Below are 16,948 nucleotides of genomic sequence, written 5' to 3' on the forward strand. Positions count from 1 at the left end.
AGCCATATGGACACACTACAGATGCAACCATCTCCTCTCACGTTAGAGGAGATGTATGGACAATTTCATAAACTGATCTATCATATCGCTTATACGATGACAAAGGACCCTCATCTATCACAGGATATCGTTCAAGAAACCTTTCTCAAGGCCTACATCAGGATGGATACTTTACTCGATGTGACGAAAACGAAGTCCTGGCTCACTTCTATCGCAAGATGTACAGCAATCGATTTCATCCGAAAAGAATCGAAACGCAATGAAGTCTATATGGAAGCTGATGAAGAGGTTCAATCCATACAGGATAATAACCCTCTGGAAATAGAGATTGAAGCACGGTTTCTTAAGAGCAGCATCCAGGAAAATATTAAGAGGCTGCCACTTTCTCAGCAGGAAGTCATGTCATTGAAAGTGACACAGGATCTTAGTGATAGGGAGATTGCTTTAAAGCTGAACCTCTCTCCCTCCACCGTCAAAACCCGTTTTCACCGGGGAAGAAAGCAGCTGTACTCGATCGTTTATGCACAGACTGCATAGAAAAAGGAGCCTTGTTTAAGGGCTCCTTTTATCGTTCTTGTAATAGTTGAATAGAAACAAGATCATTGGCGGCTTGAAAGATGCCCCCCGTTATAGCACTTTACTTAAAAACGCCTGGGTTCGTTCATGTTTCGGATTGCCAAAGAGCTCAGACGGCAGGTTTTCTTCCACGATATACCCGCCGTCCATAAAGATGACACGGTCCCCTACTTCTCTTGCGAATCCCATTTCATGGGTTACGACCACCATGGTCATGCCTTCCTTCGCCAGTTGTTTCATTACCTCCAGCACCTCTCCTACCATTTCGGGATCAAGGGCTGAAGTGGGCTCATCGAACAGCATGATTTCAGGCTCCATGGCAAGTGCCCGTGCAATGGCGACCCGCTGTTTCTGCCCTCCTGATAAGGAGTCCGGGTACACATAAGCCTTTTCAGACAGTCCCACTTTTTCAAGAAGTTCCAATGCCTTCTGCTCCGCTTTATTTTTTTGCCACTTTCGCACCTTCATCGGTGAGAGCATAATGTTCTGGATCACCGTCTTATGAGGGAACAGATTAAATTGTTGAAAAACCATCCCCACATCGGTCCGGACCTTATTGATGTCTGTTTGCTTGGACGTGATGTCTCGATCTTTAATATAGACATTACCATCGGTAATCGATTCCAAAAGGTTCAAGCAACGCAGAAACGTTGATTTTCCTGAACCCGATGGCCCTATTACTACAACCACTTCTTGCGGTTCGATATTGACGTTGATATCTTTCAATACTTCTAATTCTCCAAAGGACTTCTTAAGATTCACTGCTTTAATCATTCGGTTGCCATCCTCCGCTCAATATAGTTTAGTAGATACGTAAGAGATAGAGTAAGGATTAAATAGATAATAGCGACTGCCAGGTACGGTTCCCATACACGATAATATTGACCCTGCATGGCCCGGCCCCAGTACATAAGTTCCGGAGCGGCAATGACCGCTGCCAGGGAAGAATCTTTCAATAACACGATAAACTCATTTCCAAGTGGCGGAATCATCCGCTTAAATGCTTGAGGGATAATGATATACCTCATCGCCTGGAGATTGGTCATCCCCAAAGATCTGGCCGCTTCCATCTGACCCCTGTCAATAGATTGAATGCCCCCACGGAAGATCTCGGCGATATACGCTGTGGCATTCAACGATAATGCCACTAATGCAGACACAGCCGGATTAATTTCCGACATGATCATTGGCATCACACCAAAGTGAATGAGTAGGATCTGCACGAATAATGGTGTTCCTCTAAAAAAGTTTATGTACCAAATGAAAGGTGTTCGAACGAGGAGATAGGGGGAAATTCTGAATATCCCCATCAGCAGTCCGAAGATTAAGCCTAAAAAGATGGCTCCCACCGATAAACCAATTGTTAATAGTGCTCCCTTTAGAAAAAAAGGTAAGTATTCCCCAATAATGTCCCATCTGAAATCCAGCATATCCTAACTCCTTTTGTCTCGGTAACGGCGTTATCCCGCTTTCCTTTTCAATAGTAGTAATTAGATTCATATAAAAGGGGCAGGTGAAGAAGGAACAATCCTCTTTAAAATCGATAAAGAAGATCCTCCCTACTTTCACTACGCCCCTTGTTCCCTTATTCTGCTTGTTTTAATAAAGCGTCAGTGTTCGGTTCTGTACCAAACCATTCTTTGTATATCTCAGCATATGTTCCATTTTCAATCACTTCTTTTACCGCTTTATCAAATTCAGACTTCAACTCACTGTCTTTCGGAAACATTAAGCCATAAAATTCAGATTCGAAGTTTTCCGGATCTTCTACTGTATTGAAATTGTCATCCGGATTGTTTTTCACATATTCATTTACAACCGTATTATCGGTTACAACAGCATCGACTTGACCTTGCTTTAATGCCGTAATGGCTACTACATTGTTTTCGTATTTAGAGATATCAGAGCTGTTCTGCCCAACTATTTTCTCTGCTGCCGCCTGACCGGTCGTTCCATTTTGAACCCCGATCTTCAGTCCTTTCAAGTCCTGGGCACTTTTGATATCCACACCTTCGCCAAACATGATCATGTGAGTGGATTCAAAGTAAGGATTGGAAAAATCAAACGTTTCTTTACGATCATCATTGATGGTGATACCGGAAATCCCCATATCGACTTCCTTGCCGCCTTGAACTGCTGCAAATAACGGATCCCATCCAATGTTCTTCACTTCGTACTCATAACCGGCTTCTTTCATGACGGCCTCTAAAAAATCAATATCAAATCCGACAATTTCCCCTTTATCCATATATTCAAATGGAGCAAAGGCTGCATCGGTCCCCACTACTAGCTTTTCTTTTTTATCTCCGCTTGCTTCTTCACTTCCACAGGCAGTCATGATCGCTGCCATTCCAATCATCAATACTAGAAATAATCCTCTTACTTTCTTCTTCATCATTGGCCCCCTAAAATAGTTTGTATTTTCTAATAATTATAATTATACAACTTTTTTACTAGAAAACCAATAACTATTGGAAAATTACTAGTTTTCAGACTAATCATCTTTCTAGTGATACGGATTTTTGTATATTAAAATGTATAAAAAGATGCATCTGATATCTTTGTTTTATCTCTATTGATACCTTTAACATTGACAGTCTCCTCTATAGGTTTCAGAATAAGAGTATAAGCCAAGTTTAAAGGGAGAGTTTATGGATACACATTCGTCTGATTTATATGAATACTTAGTTGATCATGCCTTAGATTTCACTGAAGACTGGTTGAAGTTCCAGAATATTAAATCCGGATCTCACTATTCGCTTGATTCTCCTCCAGAGGTACTCAACAAAATAAAAGAACAAAACTCTAATTATGTGAAAATCATCGCCAGGTGTCTGTTACTTTCTCAAGAAGACTCAAAAGAATTGATTTATAACTGGACTTCACAAACAGCTGCAGATCGAAGTAAATCCAGTACGACTCTCGATGAGGTTGTTCGTAACTCAGGTGTGTTCAGAAGAGTGTATTGGACGTATGTCGAAAAGTTTGTGGAAGAATCGAACGTAAACGTCCAGTTGAAAGAAGTATTCGAGTGGGAACGAAAGATCAATTTCGCATTGGATTATGTGTTAGAAACGTTCACTTCCACGTTCCTGAACATATTAATGAATCGACTCCAGGCACAGTCAACCCTGATTAAGGAATTAAGTACACCGGTCATTTCTTTAACTTCAGAGGTAGGACTTCTGCCTATCATTGGAGATATTGATACGACACGGGCCCGTATGATATTAGATGCAACCCTTCAACAAAGTGCCGATGCCCATTTATCCATGCTGATCATCGACTTATCAGGTGTGGTATTGGTTGATACCATGGTCGCTCAGCAAATCTTTCACCTCATCGATGCCTTAAATCTGCTTGGAGTGAAGAGCGTCATCACCGGGATTCGTCCTGAAGTTGCCCAGACAGCCATCCATTTAGGATTGGATTTCTCCAATATCCATACTGAAAATTCACTCGAGCGAATCATTGCCGATGTAATTCAGGAAAATAGCGCATTTTTGCAGGTATAGGAAGATGGACGCAAAATAAAAAGACTGATTCTCGCGGGGCACTACCCCTTCAGAATCAGTCTTTTTTGTTAAGAATAATGATGTGAAGCTTTATAACTCGCTTTCACCATATATTCATGTTGAAGCAGTTTCACTTCGAATAAAGTGATTGGGTCGAAATATCGCTCCGGATTTGCTTTCATTTTCTTTAACGTTTCTTTGTCGCTTGCAATATCCGTTTCTGTATCTTTAATCGTGACGTCCAGTTGTTTAAATGGCTCTGCGAAGAAAGAGTGAACATCCTGCTGCAATGATTTTTCGAACAAATCAAACTGAAGGAAAAATTTATTGACGACAGATGCCGTGATATCCTGATAATCTTCGTTCTCTAAGTAGCGCTTGTATTGATTGTAGAGTAACGACTTATTCTGAGGTAATACACCTAACAGCTTTCCGGCACTCTTCAATAGGAACTGAGCCGGTTTAAAGCGCAATAGAATATTCTCTTTATCAATCTGGGCTCTCGTTCCCATTCGGTTTACATCCCGGCGCCAGTCGTCCATTACTTGGAAATCACATTGTAAAACGACTTTATCCTTTCCGAATAACTCGTTGAAGGTTTCACTCATCTCATTTAAATAGTCCTGGCTGTCTTGAAGCTCCTGCTTTGAAAAGCCAAGCCATTCCTCAAGGGATTTGACATAACGGGGCATGAGATCATCTTGGATATACCCTTGAATCCGCGTATTCATCGCTTCATTTAACTCTGTATGGATCTGTTTGAAATCACTTTCTTCACTGATCAGGTCAGAGCAGCCGCTAAGGATACGGGGGATTTTCTCAGAGATTTCCTTCTTCATCGCTTCTTTCTTTTTATGGAAAGAATCCTTAATGACTGATACCTTATCGCTCTGCATGTCACCCAAGTAGTTTTCAAAGCCGTTCAAACGAGTCAGGATATCTTCATTCTTCTCGATTGTATCTTTCAACTCATTTTCACGATTCTTACGTTTTGAGTATAGATCTCTTAGTGTTTTTCTGACCAGGTAAAATAATTTGGCTCCACGTTCCGCTTTGAGCACGTTTCCATTCATCATATACTGTTTCTTTAGGAAGGACTGAACATCCTGTCGCTGCAGATGAACGGCTTCCAGGGATGAATATGGCAATACCTCTGCGTCCGGGAACCATTCCCGGGCTTTGTTTCGGGCTGATTCAATGATCTCTTCTGTACGGTCGGAATGAGATACTTTGTCCATCTTATTTAATAAGAAATGTACGTTCACAGGCTGTCCGATTTCCGCTAATTTTCTTAAGGTTTGTCTGTCCTCTGCATTAAACGGGGCATCGGCATTCAAGACATACAGTAATCCATCCGCTACAGGATAAAAGGCCGTTAGATCATCCAGATGCCTTTTGCCGGTTTGAACGTCAATGATAGCACTTCTATTTTTCTTAAGAAACTCAGACGGAAGCTTGTATTCTACGAATGCTTCCCTTTGCATCAGCTCTTCAAAATCAGCTATGCTCTCGACTTTGTGAACACCATGATCGTGAATCTCCTTCACTTCTACCTGCTGATCATGATAGCTATAAATGATGGTGGAGTCTTCAGCTTCACCGACGCTCTCACCTAAAACGGATTGAACGAAGGAAGATTTTCCGCTTGAGCCACTCCCTGCGATTAATAAGTGGTGTTCACTCAGATCCATTAACTGCTCCGCAATCCATTTTGTTTTATAACCTACAGAAGCATCATTTCGTTCTGACCAATCCATAATTTTATTTAAGAACAGAATAATGTCTTCAAAGCGGGCTTGATAGGAGTCTCCTTCCAGCAGGATCATTTCCGCCTCATCCGTCACCATCTGTTCAATGCTGTACGAAAAGACATCGTTCCAGGCTAAAACGGCCGCTGCAGGGAAAAGTGGTTGATGATCCCTGCTCACTTTCAGCCAATTGCTCAGCATGCTTGGCATAAAGCCTTCCAGATCTTTCACTAAGTAGTTGCCTTCCAGGAATCCTACGTATGCTTCCTGGAATTGGGATAAGATGTCCTCCCATGATTCGTTCGGGAGTATTTCTACATATTCAAAGATTGTATTGACCGTCAGCATCCATTCAATATGTGCGACTGAATTGCTTCTGTAACTTGTCCACAGAGCAGACACGAGATCCTTAAATTGTTTACGATCCTTTTCATAGACCGCAATCAGTAAGTCGTAGAAATAGGTAGGTGCAAAGGATGTTGTGTAACCTTGATCCCCATATTCCCTCAGAATCATGAACCAGGCAGGATCCTGGGTACGGATCGATTCCTGAACCGCCAGTTCCACGGCTTTATTCCAGTCCTCTTGTTCTTCATAAAAAGCCCGTGCGAGTTCAGTTACGTTGGGATAATCCGGATCAATCGCCAAGGCTTTGTCGATGGTACGATAAGCTGACTGAATCTTATTTCGTTCGATATAAAGAGAGAATAGCTGCAGGGATACTTCCAGCGTTAAAATCGTGCTTTCCGTTTGAATAGCTGTATAGACATCCTCCGCTGACGATAACAACCCAATCTCATAGTAAGAATCCGCGATATTTTTCTTTGCCCAGGGTTCTAATTCGTTCTGGATGCTTTCCCATTTGAAAATAGCCGCTTCATAGTCCTTGCTATGAAAATAGACCTCACCCTGAGCATAGCGAATGAACGTTAAATCATACGGCTCATTTTGCTGCTCTTCTACAAAAGCTTGACCAAGCACTTCAATTGGATGACGGTTCGTGTCATAGTCTACTAAAAAAGTTCCATAGAATGACTTTTCCATTAGTAATTTTTCTTCTGTCATAATGTCCTCCGTTATATGTGGATCCCCCTGTTCAAGGAACCTCACAGACTAGTCTATTTCTATCATTCTAACAGAATTTCCTTGGGATAAAATTTCATTTCCTTTTCAATTTCCGATTGATACTTTCTGCCGTGATTCATAGGGATCACTTCCATTACAGAAAAAAGGACTATCCGTTACTAAAGGCTGCTTGTGCCTTCAAAAACAGATAGTCCTTTTTACTTACCACCATTGTTCAGCCATCAAACTAGGCGGATGTCTGGTGAACAAACTTTTTTTGTTTGCGCCCTTCCAGTATAGCTACAACTAAAGCAATAAGCAGGAATAAGCTTGAAATTTGGAATAAAACACCCGTCTCAACATATTGTGCAAGCACCCCGAATACTAAGCCGCTTAAGCCGATTCCAAGATCAATGGAAGAGAAAAACATTCCATTGGCTACTCCCCTTCTATTGTCAGGAGTTAATGACAAAGTCCAGGATTGGAGTGTTGGAATAAGAGATCCAAATCCAACTCCAAACAAAATACCTGATACGATGATGAGGAAATCAGAATGGGCAAAGGATAATACCCACATACCGATAAAGGTAATCACGATACAAAAGAGAACAAGCCCCTTAGGTCCGCGTTCATCAAACCATTTCCCTGCAATCGGTCTTGATAGGGATGCCATGATCGCATTACATAAATAGAACAAGAAGATATGCTGGATTCCACGTTCTTCCCCAAAGATGACGATAAAGGTAACGATCGACCCGTACCCAAAGGTCACCATAATCGTAATGAACGCTGGAAACCAGCTGGATTTTTCAACTAATGAACCCAGGTATGAAAATTTCAAGTCTTCCTTATTCGTTTCTTTGACGACTTGAGGTGTACGGTAATGAACGACACCTAACAAGACAACCGCGATGACACCAAGTGCACTGGAAGTAATGATCAGGTTCGTGAACGTCGTTACCTGGAATAAATAAATCCCGAGACTCGGAGCTATAATCATTCCTATCGTAATCGACAATCCGTAATACCCCATCCCTTCACCTAAGCGAGATTTCGGCACCACATCCACGGCTGCCGTCCCATTCACCGTTGTGGACCAACCCCACGCCAATCCGTGTACAAACCTGAACAAAAGAAAGATGAATACCACACTGGACAATGGGTAAATCACCGTAATCAATAATAACGAGATCCCGCCTATCAGAACGAGAGGTTTCCTGTCCCTATACTCCAACATAAACCCAATGAAAGGCCTGCTTAACACTGCACCTATCGAAAATAACGTCGTCACTAAACCAATTTCCAACCCTGAAGCCCCGATTGACTTTATATAAGGCGGAAGCGTCGGTATCAGCATTTGAAACGACATAAACACAAACAAGTTTCCTACCATCAGCATAATAAAAGACCTCGTCCATAAAGGATCCTTTACCTTATCCATAAGAAAACCTCCTTTCACCATCTATCAATAATCCTCACAATACATTCAGGAGGATAATATTTCGAATTACTAAATAATAGCACATAAAACACAAATGCGATACGATTTAAAACCGGCGAAAACATGCTAGTTTTTTACAAATATTGCACCATGAAACGCGTGATTTTTTATGATTGAATTCAAGTGAATATAGAGAAAGTAATACTGACTGTTTTTTGGCTCACCTTTCAGCGCCCGCTGAAAGGCGAGTGAAACGAACGTTTCACTCGAATGAGCAAAAAACAAATGCAGATTAACCAGACCCACACACACCATAATTCTTGGAAGAACCATCTAATTCCCAACCTTTTATTGAAAAGACAAAGAATTATACTATAATAACAACATGGCGTAAATTTCTGAATAATCTTATTTGCACGCCTAAACATACATAATTATTTTCTATTTTTTATAATCATACAATTACGAATGGAGGTAGTTCTTTGAATTATACGTTACGACCATTGGGCGATCATGCCGTCGTTATACAATTAGGAAATTCAATTCAGCAAGAAACACACGAAAAGGTTAAAGCCGTCACCACCTTTTTTGAAACCCGGTCAATCGACTGGCTTGTTGAATACATACCGGCATTTACAACCGTCACACTTTATTACGACCCAATCAAAATCATAGAATCTTACAAACCTTTTCAGAGTACATTACCGTACACAATTGTCTGTTCAGAAATTGAACATATGCTTTCCCAACTTACAACCTTAGAACAATCAGATTCCCGAATCGTCGACATTCCCGTCTGCTACGGTGGAGAATTCGGACCAGACCTTGAAGAAGTCGCGAACCACAATCACATGCCTACCGAAGAAGTCATCGCGAAACATTCCAATGGTGACTACCTCGTATACATGATTGGATTCGCCCCGGGATTCCCTTATATCGGAGGCATGTCCCCGGATATTGCGACACCGAGAAGGGAATCACCCCGCCTCAAGATCCCGGCTGGCTCAGTTGGAATTGCCGGAGAGCAAACAGGCGTATACCCGATCGAAACACCAGGAGGGTGGCAGCTGATTGGTCGAACCCCCTTAAAATTATTCAAACCAAATAACGACGACTCACCAAGCTTACTAAAAGCAGGTGATCGAATTCGTTTCACTCCCATTTCATTTGAAGAATATAAAGCATTGGAGGAGGAACAATGATTAATGTAATGAAACCGGGCCTCCTTTCAACGATTCAGGACCTTGGAAGGTATGGCTATCAAAAATATGGCGTCATCGTGAGTGGAAGTATGGATCCACTTGCCCATAAAATCTCTAACCTGCTGGTAGGGAATGATGAAAACGATGCCACTCTTGAAATGACACTTATGGGTCCAATGCTTGAGTTCAAGGAAACCTGCCTTATATCGATTTGTGGAGGGGACTTATCCCCAACCATTGACGGGAAGCCGGTTCCTTTAAGGAGATCACTATTGATCAAAGCTGGAAGCATTCTTAAATTCGGGGCATGCAAGAGCGGCTGCCGCAGTTACCTTGCAATTGCAGGTGGATTCAATGTAGCAACGGTGATGAACAGCAAGTCAACTTACGTAAGAGCAGGGATTGGAGGATTGAATGGTCGTTCTTTAAAAGAAGGTGACAACCTGAAAGCCGGAACGCTTTCGAAGGAATCTGAAAATATGATCGACTATTTACTTCCCTATTTAGAGAACAATGATTTCACGGAAATTGATTGGTCGATTTCTTCTGAATTCATCTCGGCTTATCAACAGAAGAAAACGATTCGAGTGATGACAGGGACCGAGTACGATTCATTTTCAGCAGAAAGCCGGGAACACTTTTTCAATGAACCCTTTAAAGTGTCTGCTCAATCAGATCGCATGGGCTACCGTTTGGAAGGTCCGTCCCTCCATCTCGAGAAGGATTTTGATATGATTTCAGAGGCGGTTGCCTTTGGGACGATTCAGGTTCCTTCGAATGGGAAGCCAATTGTTCTGTTAGCGGATCGGCAAACGACGGGAGGCTACCCAAGAATCGGTCAGATTGCGTCAGTGGATCTTCCTTTGATTGCTCAGGCAAAGCCTGGAGAAGAGTTGACCTTTACGATGATTTCTCATGAAAAAGCCCAGGAACTCTACATAGATCGTGAACGACAATTAAGGCATTTAAAACAAGGTGTTGCCTTGAAATTCAACTCGTAGTTTCAACCCATGACATGACAGCAAAGGAGCGAACTTCTTGAAGAAAAAATCAAATTTCAGCGTATTGTTAGGGGCTGCGTTCTTAATGGCCACATCCGCCATCGGACCAGGCTTCCTGACTCAAACGACCGTATTTACTCAAACCCTGGCGGCAAGCTTTGGTTTCGTCATCCTTGTTTCAATCCTCATTGATATTGGTGCCCAGCTTAATATATGGCGCATCATTGCCATTTCTGAAAAAAGGGCTCAGGATATTGCCAACGATGTCTTGCCGGGATTAGGTTACTTCCTTGCCATCCTAATAGTGCTGGGCGGATTGGCCTTTAACATTGGAAATATCGCCGGAGCTGGATTAGGTACGAATGTCCTGTTTGGTATTTCGCCTGAAATGGGCGCATTATTCAGTGGAATTGTCGCAGTAGGAATCTTCCTGGTGAAAGAAGCCGGTAGATTAATGGACAAGTTCGCCCAGATCCTCGGGTTACTCATGATTATGCTTACGGTGTACGTGATGTTTACAGCAAATCCTCCTGTAGGAGAAGCCGTTACGAAAACATTTGCACCAGACACCATTGATTTTCTGGCTATCATTACCCTCGTAGGCGGAACCGTTGGTGGATATATCACATTCGCCGGTGGTCACAGGCTATTGGAAGCCGGAATAACAGGGAAACAAGCACTTCCTGAGATTACGAAAAGCTCAGTATCCGCAATCGGTATCGCGTCCATCATGCGAATCTTCCTTTTCCTTGCGGCTTTAGGGATTGTCTCACAAGGTCTGCAATTGGACCCTTCCAACCCGCCAGCCTCCGTATTCCAACTGGCTGCCGGTGATATAGGGTACAAGATGTTCGGGATCGTCATGTGGTCCGCTGCTGTTTCATCCGTTGTGGGCGCTGCCTATACATCGGTGTCCTTCATTCGAACGTTCAGCCCACTTCTCGAGAAATATCATAAGTGGCTAATCGTTGGATTCATTACCGTTTCAACACTAGTATTCGTCATTGTAGGTAAGCCTGTCGCGATTTTAATCCTCGTTGGTGCACTTAATGGATTGATTTTGCCAATAGCATTGGGAGTTATGCTTATCGCCGCTCATAAAACCAAAATCGTCGGTGATTACAAGCACCCGATCTGGATGACCATTTTCGGTGCGTTGATTGTCGTGGCCATGTCCTACATGGGTGTATACGCGTTAATCAAAGGCATTCCTCAATTGTTTAGTTAAGTGTAAAAGAAGGACCTCGATCCGTTATGGATCGAGGTCTTTTTGTTTATGGGTTTCGATGGCGGAGACTAGTTTGGTGCCAGGCACCGATCTACACTTTTGTGCCTGGCACCAAAATAAAAACTACCCAAAGATAAAAAAAGAGGCCCACCAAAGGCCTCTCTCCTTACACTACTGAATAATATTCTTCACTCGCCCAACTTGTCCATCTTCTAACCGGACTTTAATGCCGTGGGGATGATTCGGTGAATTGGTTAAAATATCTTTTACAATCCCACGTGTCAGTTTGTTTGTTCTTTGGTCTTTTTTCAGGACGATATCCACTTCAAGACCTTGTTTGATATTGGAACGTTGTTGTCCGCTCATTGTATATCCTCGTTTCATTAGGTGATTTCCGAAAGGCTAGTCTTCATCCTTCACATCGATATCTTCCGGAATCGGTTCACTTAGGTATTCAGCAAGCTGACGCTTCATTTTTTCCATTTGCTCCAGATGCTGATTGAATTGGTCCCGGTATAATAAATATTGATCTCCGTCGTGGACCGCCCGTATTTTATTTTGCTGAATGAGGCACTCAATATACGATTCCGGCAGTGACAGATATTCGGCTGTTTCTTTAATTGTAAGATACATCGGCTTTCTTCCTCGCTTATTCTACTAACTCAATCTTCGCAACGGCTTCACAGTGCATTGTTTGCGGAAACATATCAACAGGCTGGACCTCGGTTGTCTTGTACCCGCCATCCTCTAAAATTCTTAGGTCACGGGCAAGTGTCGCAGGGTTACAGGATACATAGACAACGCGCTTCGGCTTCATGGACAGGATGGTATTCAGAAGCTCTTCATCGCAGCCCTTCCGTGGAGGATCCACTACCAGGACATCGGCTCTTATTCCATCTTTATACCAGGTGGGAATGACGACTTCTGCAGGTCCTGCTTCAAACTCTACATTAGTCATATCATTCAACTCTGCATTCTTCTTCGCATCTTCTATCGCCTGTGGGACGATTTCAACTCCATACACCTTCTTTGCCTTTTGGGCAAGGAATAAGGATATCGTCCCAATCCCGCAATACGCATCAATGACCGTTTCTTCTCCTTGTAAATCAGCATATTCCAATGCTTTATCATAAAGCACCTTCGTTTGTTCAGGATTCACCTGGTAGAAGGATCTTGCCGAGATCGCAAACTTCACGTCCCCGATATAGTCATGGATCACTTCTTCCCCCCACAGGACGCGTGTGGAATCTCCCATGATCACATTTGTTTTTTTAGGATTCACGTTATGAACAATCGATTTTAATCCTTCAATATTCTCGACAAGAGCATCGATGATTGTATTCTTATGGGGAAGCTCCGGTGTACGAGTGACCAATACGACCATCACTTCACCCGTCGTATAAGCCGTCCGGGTCATAATATGACGCAGGGTCCCTTTATGATTCTTCTCATCATAGGGACGGACCTCCAGTTTCTCGCATATATCCTTCACATGCTGAATCACTTCATCATTTTTTTCATACTGGATGATACATTTGTCCATATCGATGATTTCATGGCTTCGTTTTTGATAGAAGCCGGCAACAAAGCGCCCGTCTTTTTCCCCTACAGGTACTTGGGCTTTATTGCGGTAGCGCCATGGTTCTTTCATTCCCAAAACCGGGTGAACACAGACGTCATGAAGCTTTCCGATACGCTGCATGACATCGCTGACATTTTTTTCTTTTGCCTGCAGTTGTCCTTCATAGGTCATGTGCTGGATTTGGCAGCCACCGCATTCTTTGTAGATCGGACATGGAGGCTCCTGGCGAAACGGACTTTCCTTGGTTCGCTCTGTCAGTCGACCAAATCCATAGCCTTTACCCGGTTTCACGACTTTAACCTTCCCTTCCTCACCTGGTAGGGCATTTGGAACGAATAACGGATAGCCATCAACCTTCATCACGCCATTCCCATCATGGGTTAAGTCTTCAAATACCGCTTCATCTATATAATCATTTTTTTGAACTGGTGCTTTTTTACTCACGTATATCTTCCTTTACGAATTCCTTTTTAAGACTCTACTGATTGTACCATAAATGGAGTTGGAGAATGAAATGAATGGAGGTCCGTCCCTCTCTATAAAAAAGGCATCGACCTCTGTGGATCGATGCTTTTACGTTTAGTTTGCCGGCATGTTTTCACGATCTGCCTTTTGAATGGACTTGATTGCTTGATTCAGGTAATGCTTGAAGTCTTCACCTTTTTCAAGACCGCTCATTTCAAGAGATTCGATGATACATTTGAAATTATCAATAAGGTGATCTGATTTCATACCTCTGCTCACCAGCACACTGTTCAACCAAAGGGGATAGTCAGAAAAAACGTTTGATTGCGCGACTTCAGATGCCGATTCCAGATAGTTAAAGTGGTGAACATTGTCTTCGTAGCATTTCTTTCGTCCGACCTCACCGTACTTTACTGCTAATTCAGGGTATCGTTCGTACAATCTGTCAACTGCTTCATCTATGACACTCTTATACTTATTTTCCATCAGTACGCCACCACCTTAAAGCGATCAATCGATGGAATAATGGATGCGAGCTCCTGATCCGGATACTTCTTCTCCAGTTCGTGAATCCGTTTATAGTCCTCACTTTGCACCCACGTCATGAAGTGCTCCTTCGAATCCCATTCCATATGAACCGTGATTTCTCCCGGCTTTATCTCATTTTGTAAGAGGAGGAATCGTTGAAACCCTTCCGCTTCGTCTACTAAACCTGAACGGGAATGGTAGATTGAAATCACTTCATCCGCCTTCTCATCAGGAACTACAAATGTTGAATGTACGATATACATTGAATTCACCCTTCCAGTGGCACTATATGTCCGACATATTTTTAATCCGTTGTAACATAGTCACTAAGTGAGAGGGAATACAAAATTTAACAAATGTTCACTATATGACACTCTCAAGCCATAAGGGGGTTCATGACTATACATTTCCTAGTCGGGTTGTTAAAACTTACCTCGTTTTATGCGTTGAAGAAAGGGTAAAATGGTATGTGCAACAATTCTAGAAAAGAAGGTAGATAAACATGAACCCGGACTTCTTAGTCAACCTTATCCTGGTAGGGAATGTTTTTCTTGGGGTGTTATTTGCTCTCAAGTCAAGAAGATGGTGGCTACCCTACATATTCATTGCAGTCACATTTTTAACCTTGACCTTTGGATTCGGGATTTCCCTTTTATTAAATAAGGAATCCATACTAGCTTATCTATTTGTGTTTGTGGTCGGACAATTGATATGGGTCTTTGCATTTGTGATCATCGCCCACATTTTGTCATGGATTGTGAGAAAAGTTCCGTTCCGGCATAAGCAACAGATCGGATGGGGCTTTCTGATTGGTTTCCCATTGTCATTTAGTGTGTTTTTGTTAGTAAATTGAGAATAAAAAAAAGGAATGCCATTACCCCAAATGGCATTCCTTTTCATCATTCAGCTTTATCTTCCGGGCGGATTTTATCAAGAGGGACAAATACCTGCAAATGGCGGTAAAGGTTTTCAAATTCTGCAGGAAGGACTCCTCCCAGCTCACCATCTACATTCAGCTGCACCTTTTCTTTAGCTTTGATCTTGATTCGATTGGCCTGTGTGTAAATGACGTTGGGATCATTTACATGCTCACCTCGAACGGCCAATGTCGCAATGCGGATAAACTCGGCCAAATTTGTCTTCTTTAAAATTAAAAGCGAGAATAAGCCATCATTGATTGACGCATCCGGAGCCAACCTTTCAAAGCCGCCAACTGAGTTGGTTAAACCGATTAGGAACAGCATTGCTTCCCCTTCAAACAGTTTTCCATCATACTCGATGGATACGTCCGTCGGCTTGATGGATGGAAGCATTTCAATCCCTTTCAAATAGTAGGCCAGCTGCCCCATCATCGTCTTAAGCTTGCTCGGCACTTCATAGGTCAATTCGGTTATTCTTCCTCCACCGGCGATGTTAATGAAGTAGCGTTCATTCATGCGCCCGATATCGACAGGAATGGTTTCACCCTTTGTGATGACATCAATGGCTGATCCAATATCCTTTGGAATGTGAAGAGCCCGTGCGAAGTCATTCGTTGTCCCCATTGGAACGATTCCAAGCTTAGGTCGGTAATCCTGTTCGGCTAATCCGTTGACTACCTCATTTAACGTGCCGTCTCCACCGGCAGCGACAACGATATCGTATTTACGTTCTACAGCAATTCGTGCCGCTTCAGTGGCATCTCCTTCGCAAATGGTTGCGTGAACGGAGGTTTCATATCCTGCTTGTTCTAATTTGATTAATACTTCTGCAAGGTGCTTTTTGAATAGCTCTCGACCAGAAGTAGGATTATAAATAATTCTTGCTCGTTTCATACCCCATCATCCTAATCTGTATTAATTCCTAAGACTCGTCCTTTTATATTCCATCTTTTAACATCATATACTTATTATTTTTATTCATGCAATTTTTATTCCGCAGGTTATTTATTATAAAGCGTCTACCGGTCAATATCATAACTCTTTTCGCTGGAAAAATCTAATGAAAAATGAAATTTGCAAAGCACTTCCCCCCTATTGTTGTAATAAAAAATACATAAATCGGCACTCTCATTCGTAATGTTTATAGATTACTCATCATGGAGGTGCTCAGATGGAATGGTTGATTCTTTTACATGTGTTGTCTGCCATTATAGGGGTCGGGCCTACTTTCTTTGCTCATGTTTTAACCAGGCCGGACAAAACCATTGAACAATTAAAAGTTACGACGGAATTGAATAAACGATTGGAGTACTTCCCTAAGATTGGCGGAAGCATTGCCGTGTTAACGGGGTTCATCCTTTTTTATACAGGGGACTATGGCAGCCTTGCACAGCTGTGGATTCTGGGGTCTGTCCTACTTTATGTTTTCATTCAAATCATTGTCATCGGCTTCATCACGCCCGTCTCTAAAAAAATCAACGAATGGATATCCTTACCGGAAAATGAACATCTTACAGGGGCACCTCCTGAAGAAATCCAACGACATCTGGTGACCATGGACCGTTACTTTTATCTTGCATCCTCTCTAGGGGTACTACTTTTTATTTTTATGATCATGAAGCCTTAAATAAAGTAGTGCGAATGAATGATTTCACGTATATACAAAAAACCATCCAG

18 protein-coding genes are annotated in these 16,948 nt (G+C 42.4%); 7 read left to right on the plus strand and 11 right to left on the minus strand.

The genetic code is table 11. From position 1 onward, the window contains the following. The first annotated feature begins 6 nt into the window (after positions 1 to 6). Positions 7 to 537 (plus strand): RNA polymerase sigma factor, encoded by a 531-nt coding sequence (locus tag ACIFOD_RS17775; protein ID WP_430315720.1) that lies wholly within the window; start codon positions 7 to 9, stop codon positions 535 to 537. Between the two features lie 90 nt (positions 538 to 627). Here ACIFOD_RS17775 and ACIFOD_RS17780 read toward each other — a convergent pair whose 3' ends face one another. From ACIFOD_RS17780 to ACIFOD_RS17790, 3 genes are all read right to left on the minus strand, one after another. Beyond that, positions 628 to 1,350, minus strand: a complete 723-nt coding sequence (locus ACIFOD_RS17780; protein WP_430315721.1) for an amino acid ABC transporter ATP-binding protein — start codon at positions 1,348 to 1,350, stop codon at positions 628 to 630. Beyond that, complete coding sequence (locus ACIFOD_RS17785) at positions 1,347 to 2,003, minus strand: amino acid ABC transporter permease (RefSeq protein ID WP_397553166.1); 657 nt, start codon at positions 2,001 to 2,003, stop codon at positions 1,347 to 1,349. Before ACIFOD_RS17785 ends, ACIFOD_RS17780 begins: the two co-directional genes overlap by 4 nt. A gap of 158 nt (positions 2,004 to 2,161) precedes the next feature. Then, positions 2,162 to 2,971: a basic amino acid ABC transporter substrate-binding protein gene (locus ACIFOD_RS17790; protein WP_430315722.1), complete on the minus strand. Its 810-nt coding sequence runs from the start codon at positions 2,969 to 2,971 to the stop codon at positions 2,162 to 2,164. 256 nt (positions 2,972 to 3,227) lie between these two features. Here ACIFOD_RS17790 and ACIFOD_RS17795 point away from each other — a divergent pair, with 256 nt between their 5' ends. Then, on the plus strand, positions 3,228 to 4,091 hold the full coding sequence (locus ACIFOD_RS17795) for an STAS domain-containing protein (protein WP_430315723.1): 864 nt from the start codon (positions 3,228 to 3,230) through the stop codon (positions 4,089 to 4,091). A gap of 68 nt (positions 4,092 to 4,159) precedes the next feature. Here ACIFOD_RS17795 and ACIFOD_RS17800 read toward each other — a convergent pair whose 3' ends face one another. After that, complete coding sequence (locus ACIFOD_RS17800) at positions 4,160 to 6,904, minus strand: GTP-binding protein (protein ID WP_430315724.1); 2,745 nt, start codon at positions 6,902 to 6,904, stop codon at positions 4,160 to 4,162. 247 nt (positions 6,905 to 7,151) lie between these two features. Beyond that, positions 7,152 to 8,345: an MFS transporter gene (locus tag ACIFOD_RS17805; RefSeq protein ID WP_430315725.1), complete on the minus strand. Its 1,194-nt coding sequence runs from the start codon at positions 8,343 to 8,345 to the stop codon at positions 7,152 to 7,154. Positions 8,346 to 8,827: 482 nt separating this feature from the next. On the opposite strand from ACIFOD_RS17805, the gene pxpB reads away from it, so the two are divergent. Genes pxpB through ACIFOD_RS17820 form a run of 3 tightly spaced genes read left to right on the plus strand, consistent with a single transcriptional unit; the run spans position 8,828 to position 11,776 of the window. Further along, positions 8,828 to 9,547 (plus strand): 5-oxoprolinase subunit PxpB, encoded by a 720-nt coding sequence (pxpB, locus tag ACIFOD_RS17810; RefSeq protein ID WP_430315726.1) that lies wholly within the window; start codon positions 8,828 to 8,830, stop codon positions 9,545 to 9,547. Continuing rightward, complete coding sequence (locus ACIFOD_RS17815) at positions 9,544 to 10,548, plus strand: biotin-dependent carboxyltransferase family protein (RefSeq protein ID WP_430315727.1); 1,005 nt, start codon at positions 9,544 to 9,546, stop codon at positions 10,546 to 10,548. The genes pxpB and ACIFOD_RS17815 overlap by 4 nt, the downstream gene beginning before the upstream one ends. A gap of 37 nt (positions 10,549 to 10,585) precedes the next feature. Next, complete coding sequence (locus ACIFOD_RS17820; RefSeq protein ID WP_397553118.1) at positions 10,586 to 11,776, plus strand: NRAMP family divalent metal transporter; 1,191 nt, start codon at positions 10,586 to 10,588, stop codon at positions 11,774 to 11,776. Between the two features lie 171 nt (positions 11,777 to 11,947). Here the strand turns inward: ACIFOD_RS17820 and ACIFOD_RS17825 are convergent, their stop codons facing one another. The 5 genes from ACIFOD_RS17825 to ACIFOD_RS17845 all read right to left on the minus strand — a co-directional run bounded on the left by ACIFOD_RS17825 (position 11,948) and on the right by ACIFOD_RS17845 (position 14,614). Then, positions 11,948 to 12,142, minus strand: coding sequence for a YwbE family protein (locus ACIFOD_RS17825; protein WP_044339059.1), 195 nt, complete (start codon positions 12,140 to 12,142; stop codon positions 11,948 to 11,950). A gap of 36 nt (positions 12,143 to 12,178) precedes the next feature. Beyond that, positions 12,179 to 12,409: an excisionase family DNA-binding protein gene (locus tag ACIFOD_RS17830; protein ID WP_430315728.1), complete on the minus strand. Its 231-nt coding sequence runs from the start codon at positions 12,407 to 12,409 to the stop codon at positions 12,179 to 12,181. 16 nt (positions 12,410 to 12,425) lie between these two features. Beyond that, on the minus strand, positions 12,426 to 13,802 hold the full coding sequence (rlmD, locus tag ACIFOD_RS17835) for a 23S rRNA (uracil(1939)-C(5))-methyltransferase RlmD (RefSeq protein WP_430315729.1): 1,377 nt from the start codon (positions 13,800 to 13,802) through the stop codon (positions 12,426 to 12,428). 135 nt (positions 13,803 to 13,937) lie between these two features. Next, a complete protein-coding gene (locus ACIFOD_RS17840; RefSeq protein WP_430315730.1) occupies positions 13,938 to 14,309 on the minus strand; it encodes a hypothetical protein in 372 nt (123 codons plus the stop codon). Then, positions 14,309 to 14,614, minus strand: coding sequence for an antibiotic biosynthesis monooxygenase family protein (locus ACIFOD_RS17845; protein WP_397553121.1), 306 nt, complete (start codon positions 14,612 to 14,614; stop codon positions 14,309 to 14,311). Before ACIFOD_RS17845 ends, ACIFOD_RS17840 begins: the two co-directional genes overlap by 1 nt. 239 nt (positions 14,615 to 14,853) lie before the next feature. Here ACIFOD_RS17845 and ACIFOD_RS17850 point away from each other — a divergent pair, with 239 nt between their 5' ends. Continuing rightward, positions 14,854 to 15,204 carry a hypothetical protein gene (locus ACIFOD_RS17850; protein WP_113968519.1) on the plus strand — a complete coding sequence of 117 codons (351 nt, stop codon included), beginning with the start codon at positions 14,854 to 14,856 and terminating at the stop codon, positions 15,202 to 15,204. A gap of 46 nt (positions 15,205 to 15,250) precedes the next feature. Here ACIFOD_RS17850 and ACIFOD_RS17855 read toward each other — a convergent pair whose 3' ends face one another. Further along, positions 15,251 to 16,165, minus strand: a complete 915-nt coding sequence (locus ACIFOD_RS17855) for a diacylglycerol kinase (RefSeq protein ID WP_113968518.1) — start codon at positions 16,163 to 16,165, stop codon at positions 15,251 to 15,253. 277 nt (positions 16,166 to 16,442) lie between these two features. Here ACIFOD_RS17855 and ACIFOD_RS17860 point away from each other — a divergent pair, with 277 nt between their 5' ends. Continuing rightward, positions 16,443 to 16,898, plus strand: coding sequence for a DUF2269 family protein (locus tag ACIFOD_RS17860; protein WP_430315731.1), 456 nt, complete (start codon positions 16,443 to 16,445; stop codon positions 16,896 to 16,898). Positions 16,899 to 16,948 lie beyond the last annotated feature (50 nt).

The sequence above is a fragment of the Rossellomorea sp. NRS-1567 genome, assembly GCF_050467885.1.
Classification (GTDB): domain Bacteria; phylum Bacillota; class Bacilli; order Bacillales; family Bacillaceae_B; genus Rossellomorea; species Rossellomorea aquimaris_C.

Coding starts and splice junctions, on each gene's coding strand:
- ACIFOD_RS17845 (WP_397553121.1), bottom strand. CDS start 14,614: ATGTATATCGTACATTCAACATTTGTAGTTCCTGATGAGAAGGCGGAT.
- ACIFOD_RS17815 (WP_430315727.1), top strand. CDS start 9,544: ATGATTAATGTAATGAAACCGGGCCTCCTTTCAACGATTCAGGACCTT.
- ACIFOD_RS17780 (WP_430315721.1), bottom strand. CDS start 1,350: ATGATTAAAGCAGTGAATCTTAAGAAGTCCTTTGGAGAATTAGAAGTA.
- ACIFOD_RS17795 (WP_430315723.1), top strand. CDS start 3,228: ATGGATACACATTCGTCTGATTTATATGAATACTTAGTTGATCATGCC.
- ACIFOD_RS17775 (WP_430315720.1), top strand. CDS start 7: ATGGACACACTACAGATGCAACCATCTCCTCTCACGTTAGAGGAGATG.
- ACIFOD_RS17840 (WP_430315730.1), bottom strand. CDS start 14,309: ATGGAAAATAAGTATAAGAGTGTCATAGATGAAGCAGTTGACAGATTG.
- ACIFOD_RS17825 (WP_044339059.1), bottom strand. CDS start 12,142: ATGAGCGGACAACAACGTTCCAATATCAAACAAGGTCTTGAAGTGGAT.
- ACIFOD_RS17850 (WP_113968519.1), top strand. CDS start 14,854: ATGAACCCGGACTTCTTAGTCAACCTTATCCTGGTAGGGAATGTTTTT.
- ACIFOD_RS17830 (WP_430315728.1), bottom strand. CDS start 12,409: ATGTATCTTACAATTAAAGAAACAGCCGAATATCTGTCACTGCCGGAA.
- ACIFOD_RS17855 (WP_113968518.1), bottom strand. CDS start 16,165: ATGAAACGAGCAAGAATTATTTATAATCCTACTTCTGGTCGAGAGCTA.
- ACIFOD_RS17790 (WP_430315722.1), bottom strand. CDS start 2,971: ATGAAGAAGAAAGTAAGAGGATTATTTCTAGTATTGATGATTGGAATG.
- ACIFOD_RS17860 (WP_430315731.1), top strand. CDS start 16,443: ATGGAATGGTTGATTCTTTTACATGTGTTGTCTGCCATTATAGGGGTC.
- ACIFOD_RS17805 (WP_430315725.1), bottom strand. CDS start 8,345: ATGGATAAGGTAAAGGATCCTTTATGGACGAGGTCTTTTATTATGCTG.
- ACIFOD_RS17800 (WP_430315724.1), bottom strand. CDS start 6,904: ATGACAGAAGAAAAATTACTAATGGAAAAGTCATTCTATGGAACTTTT.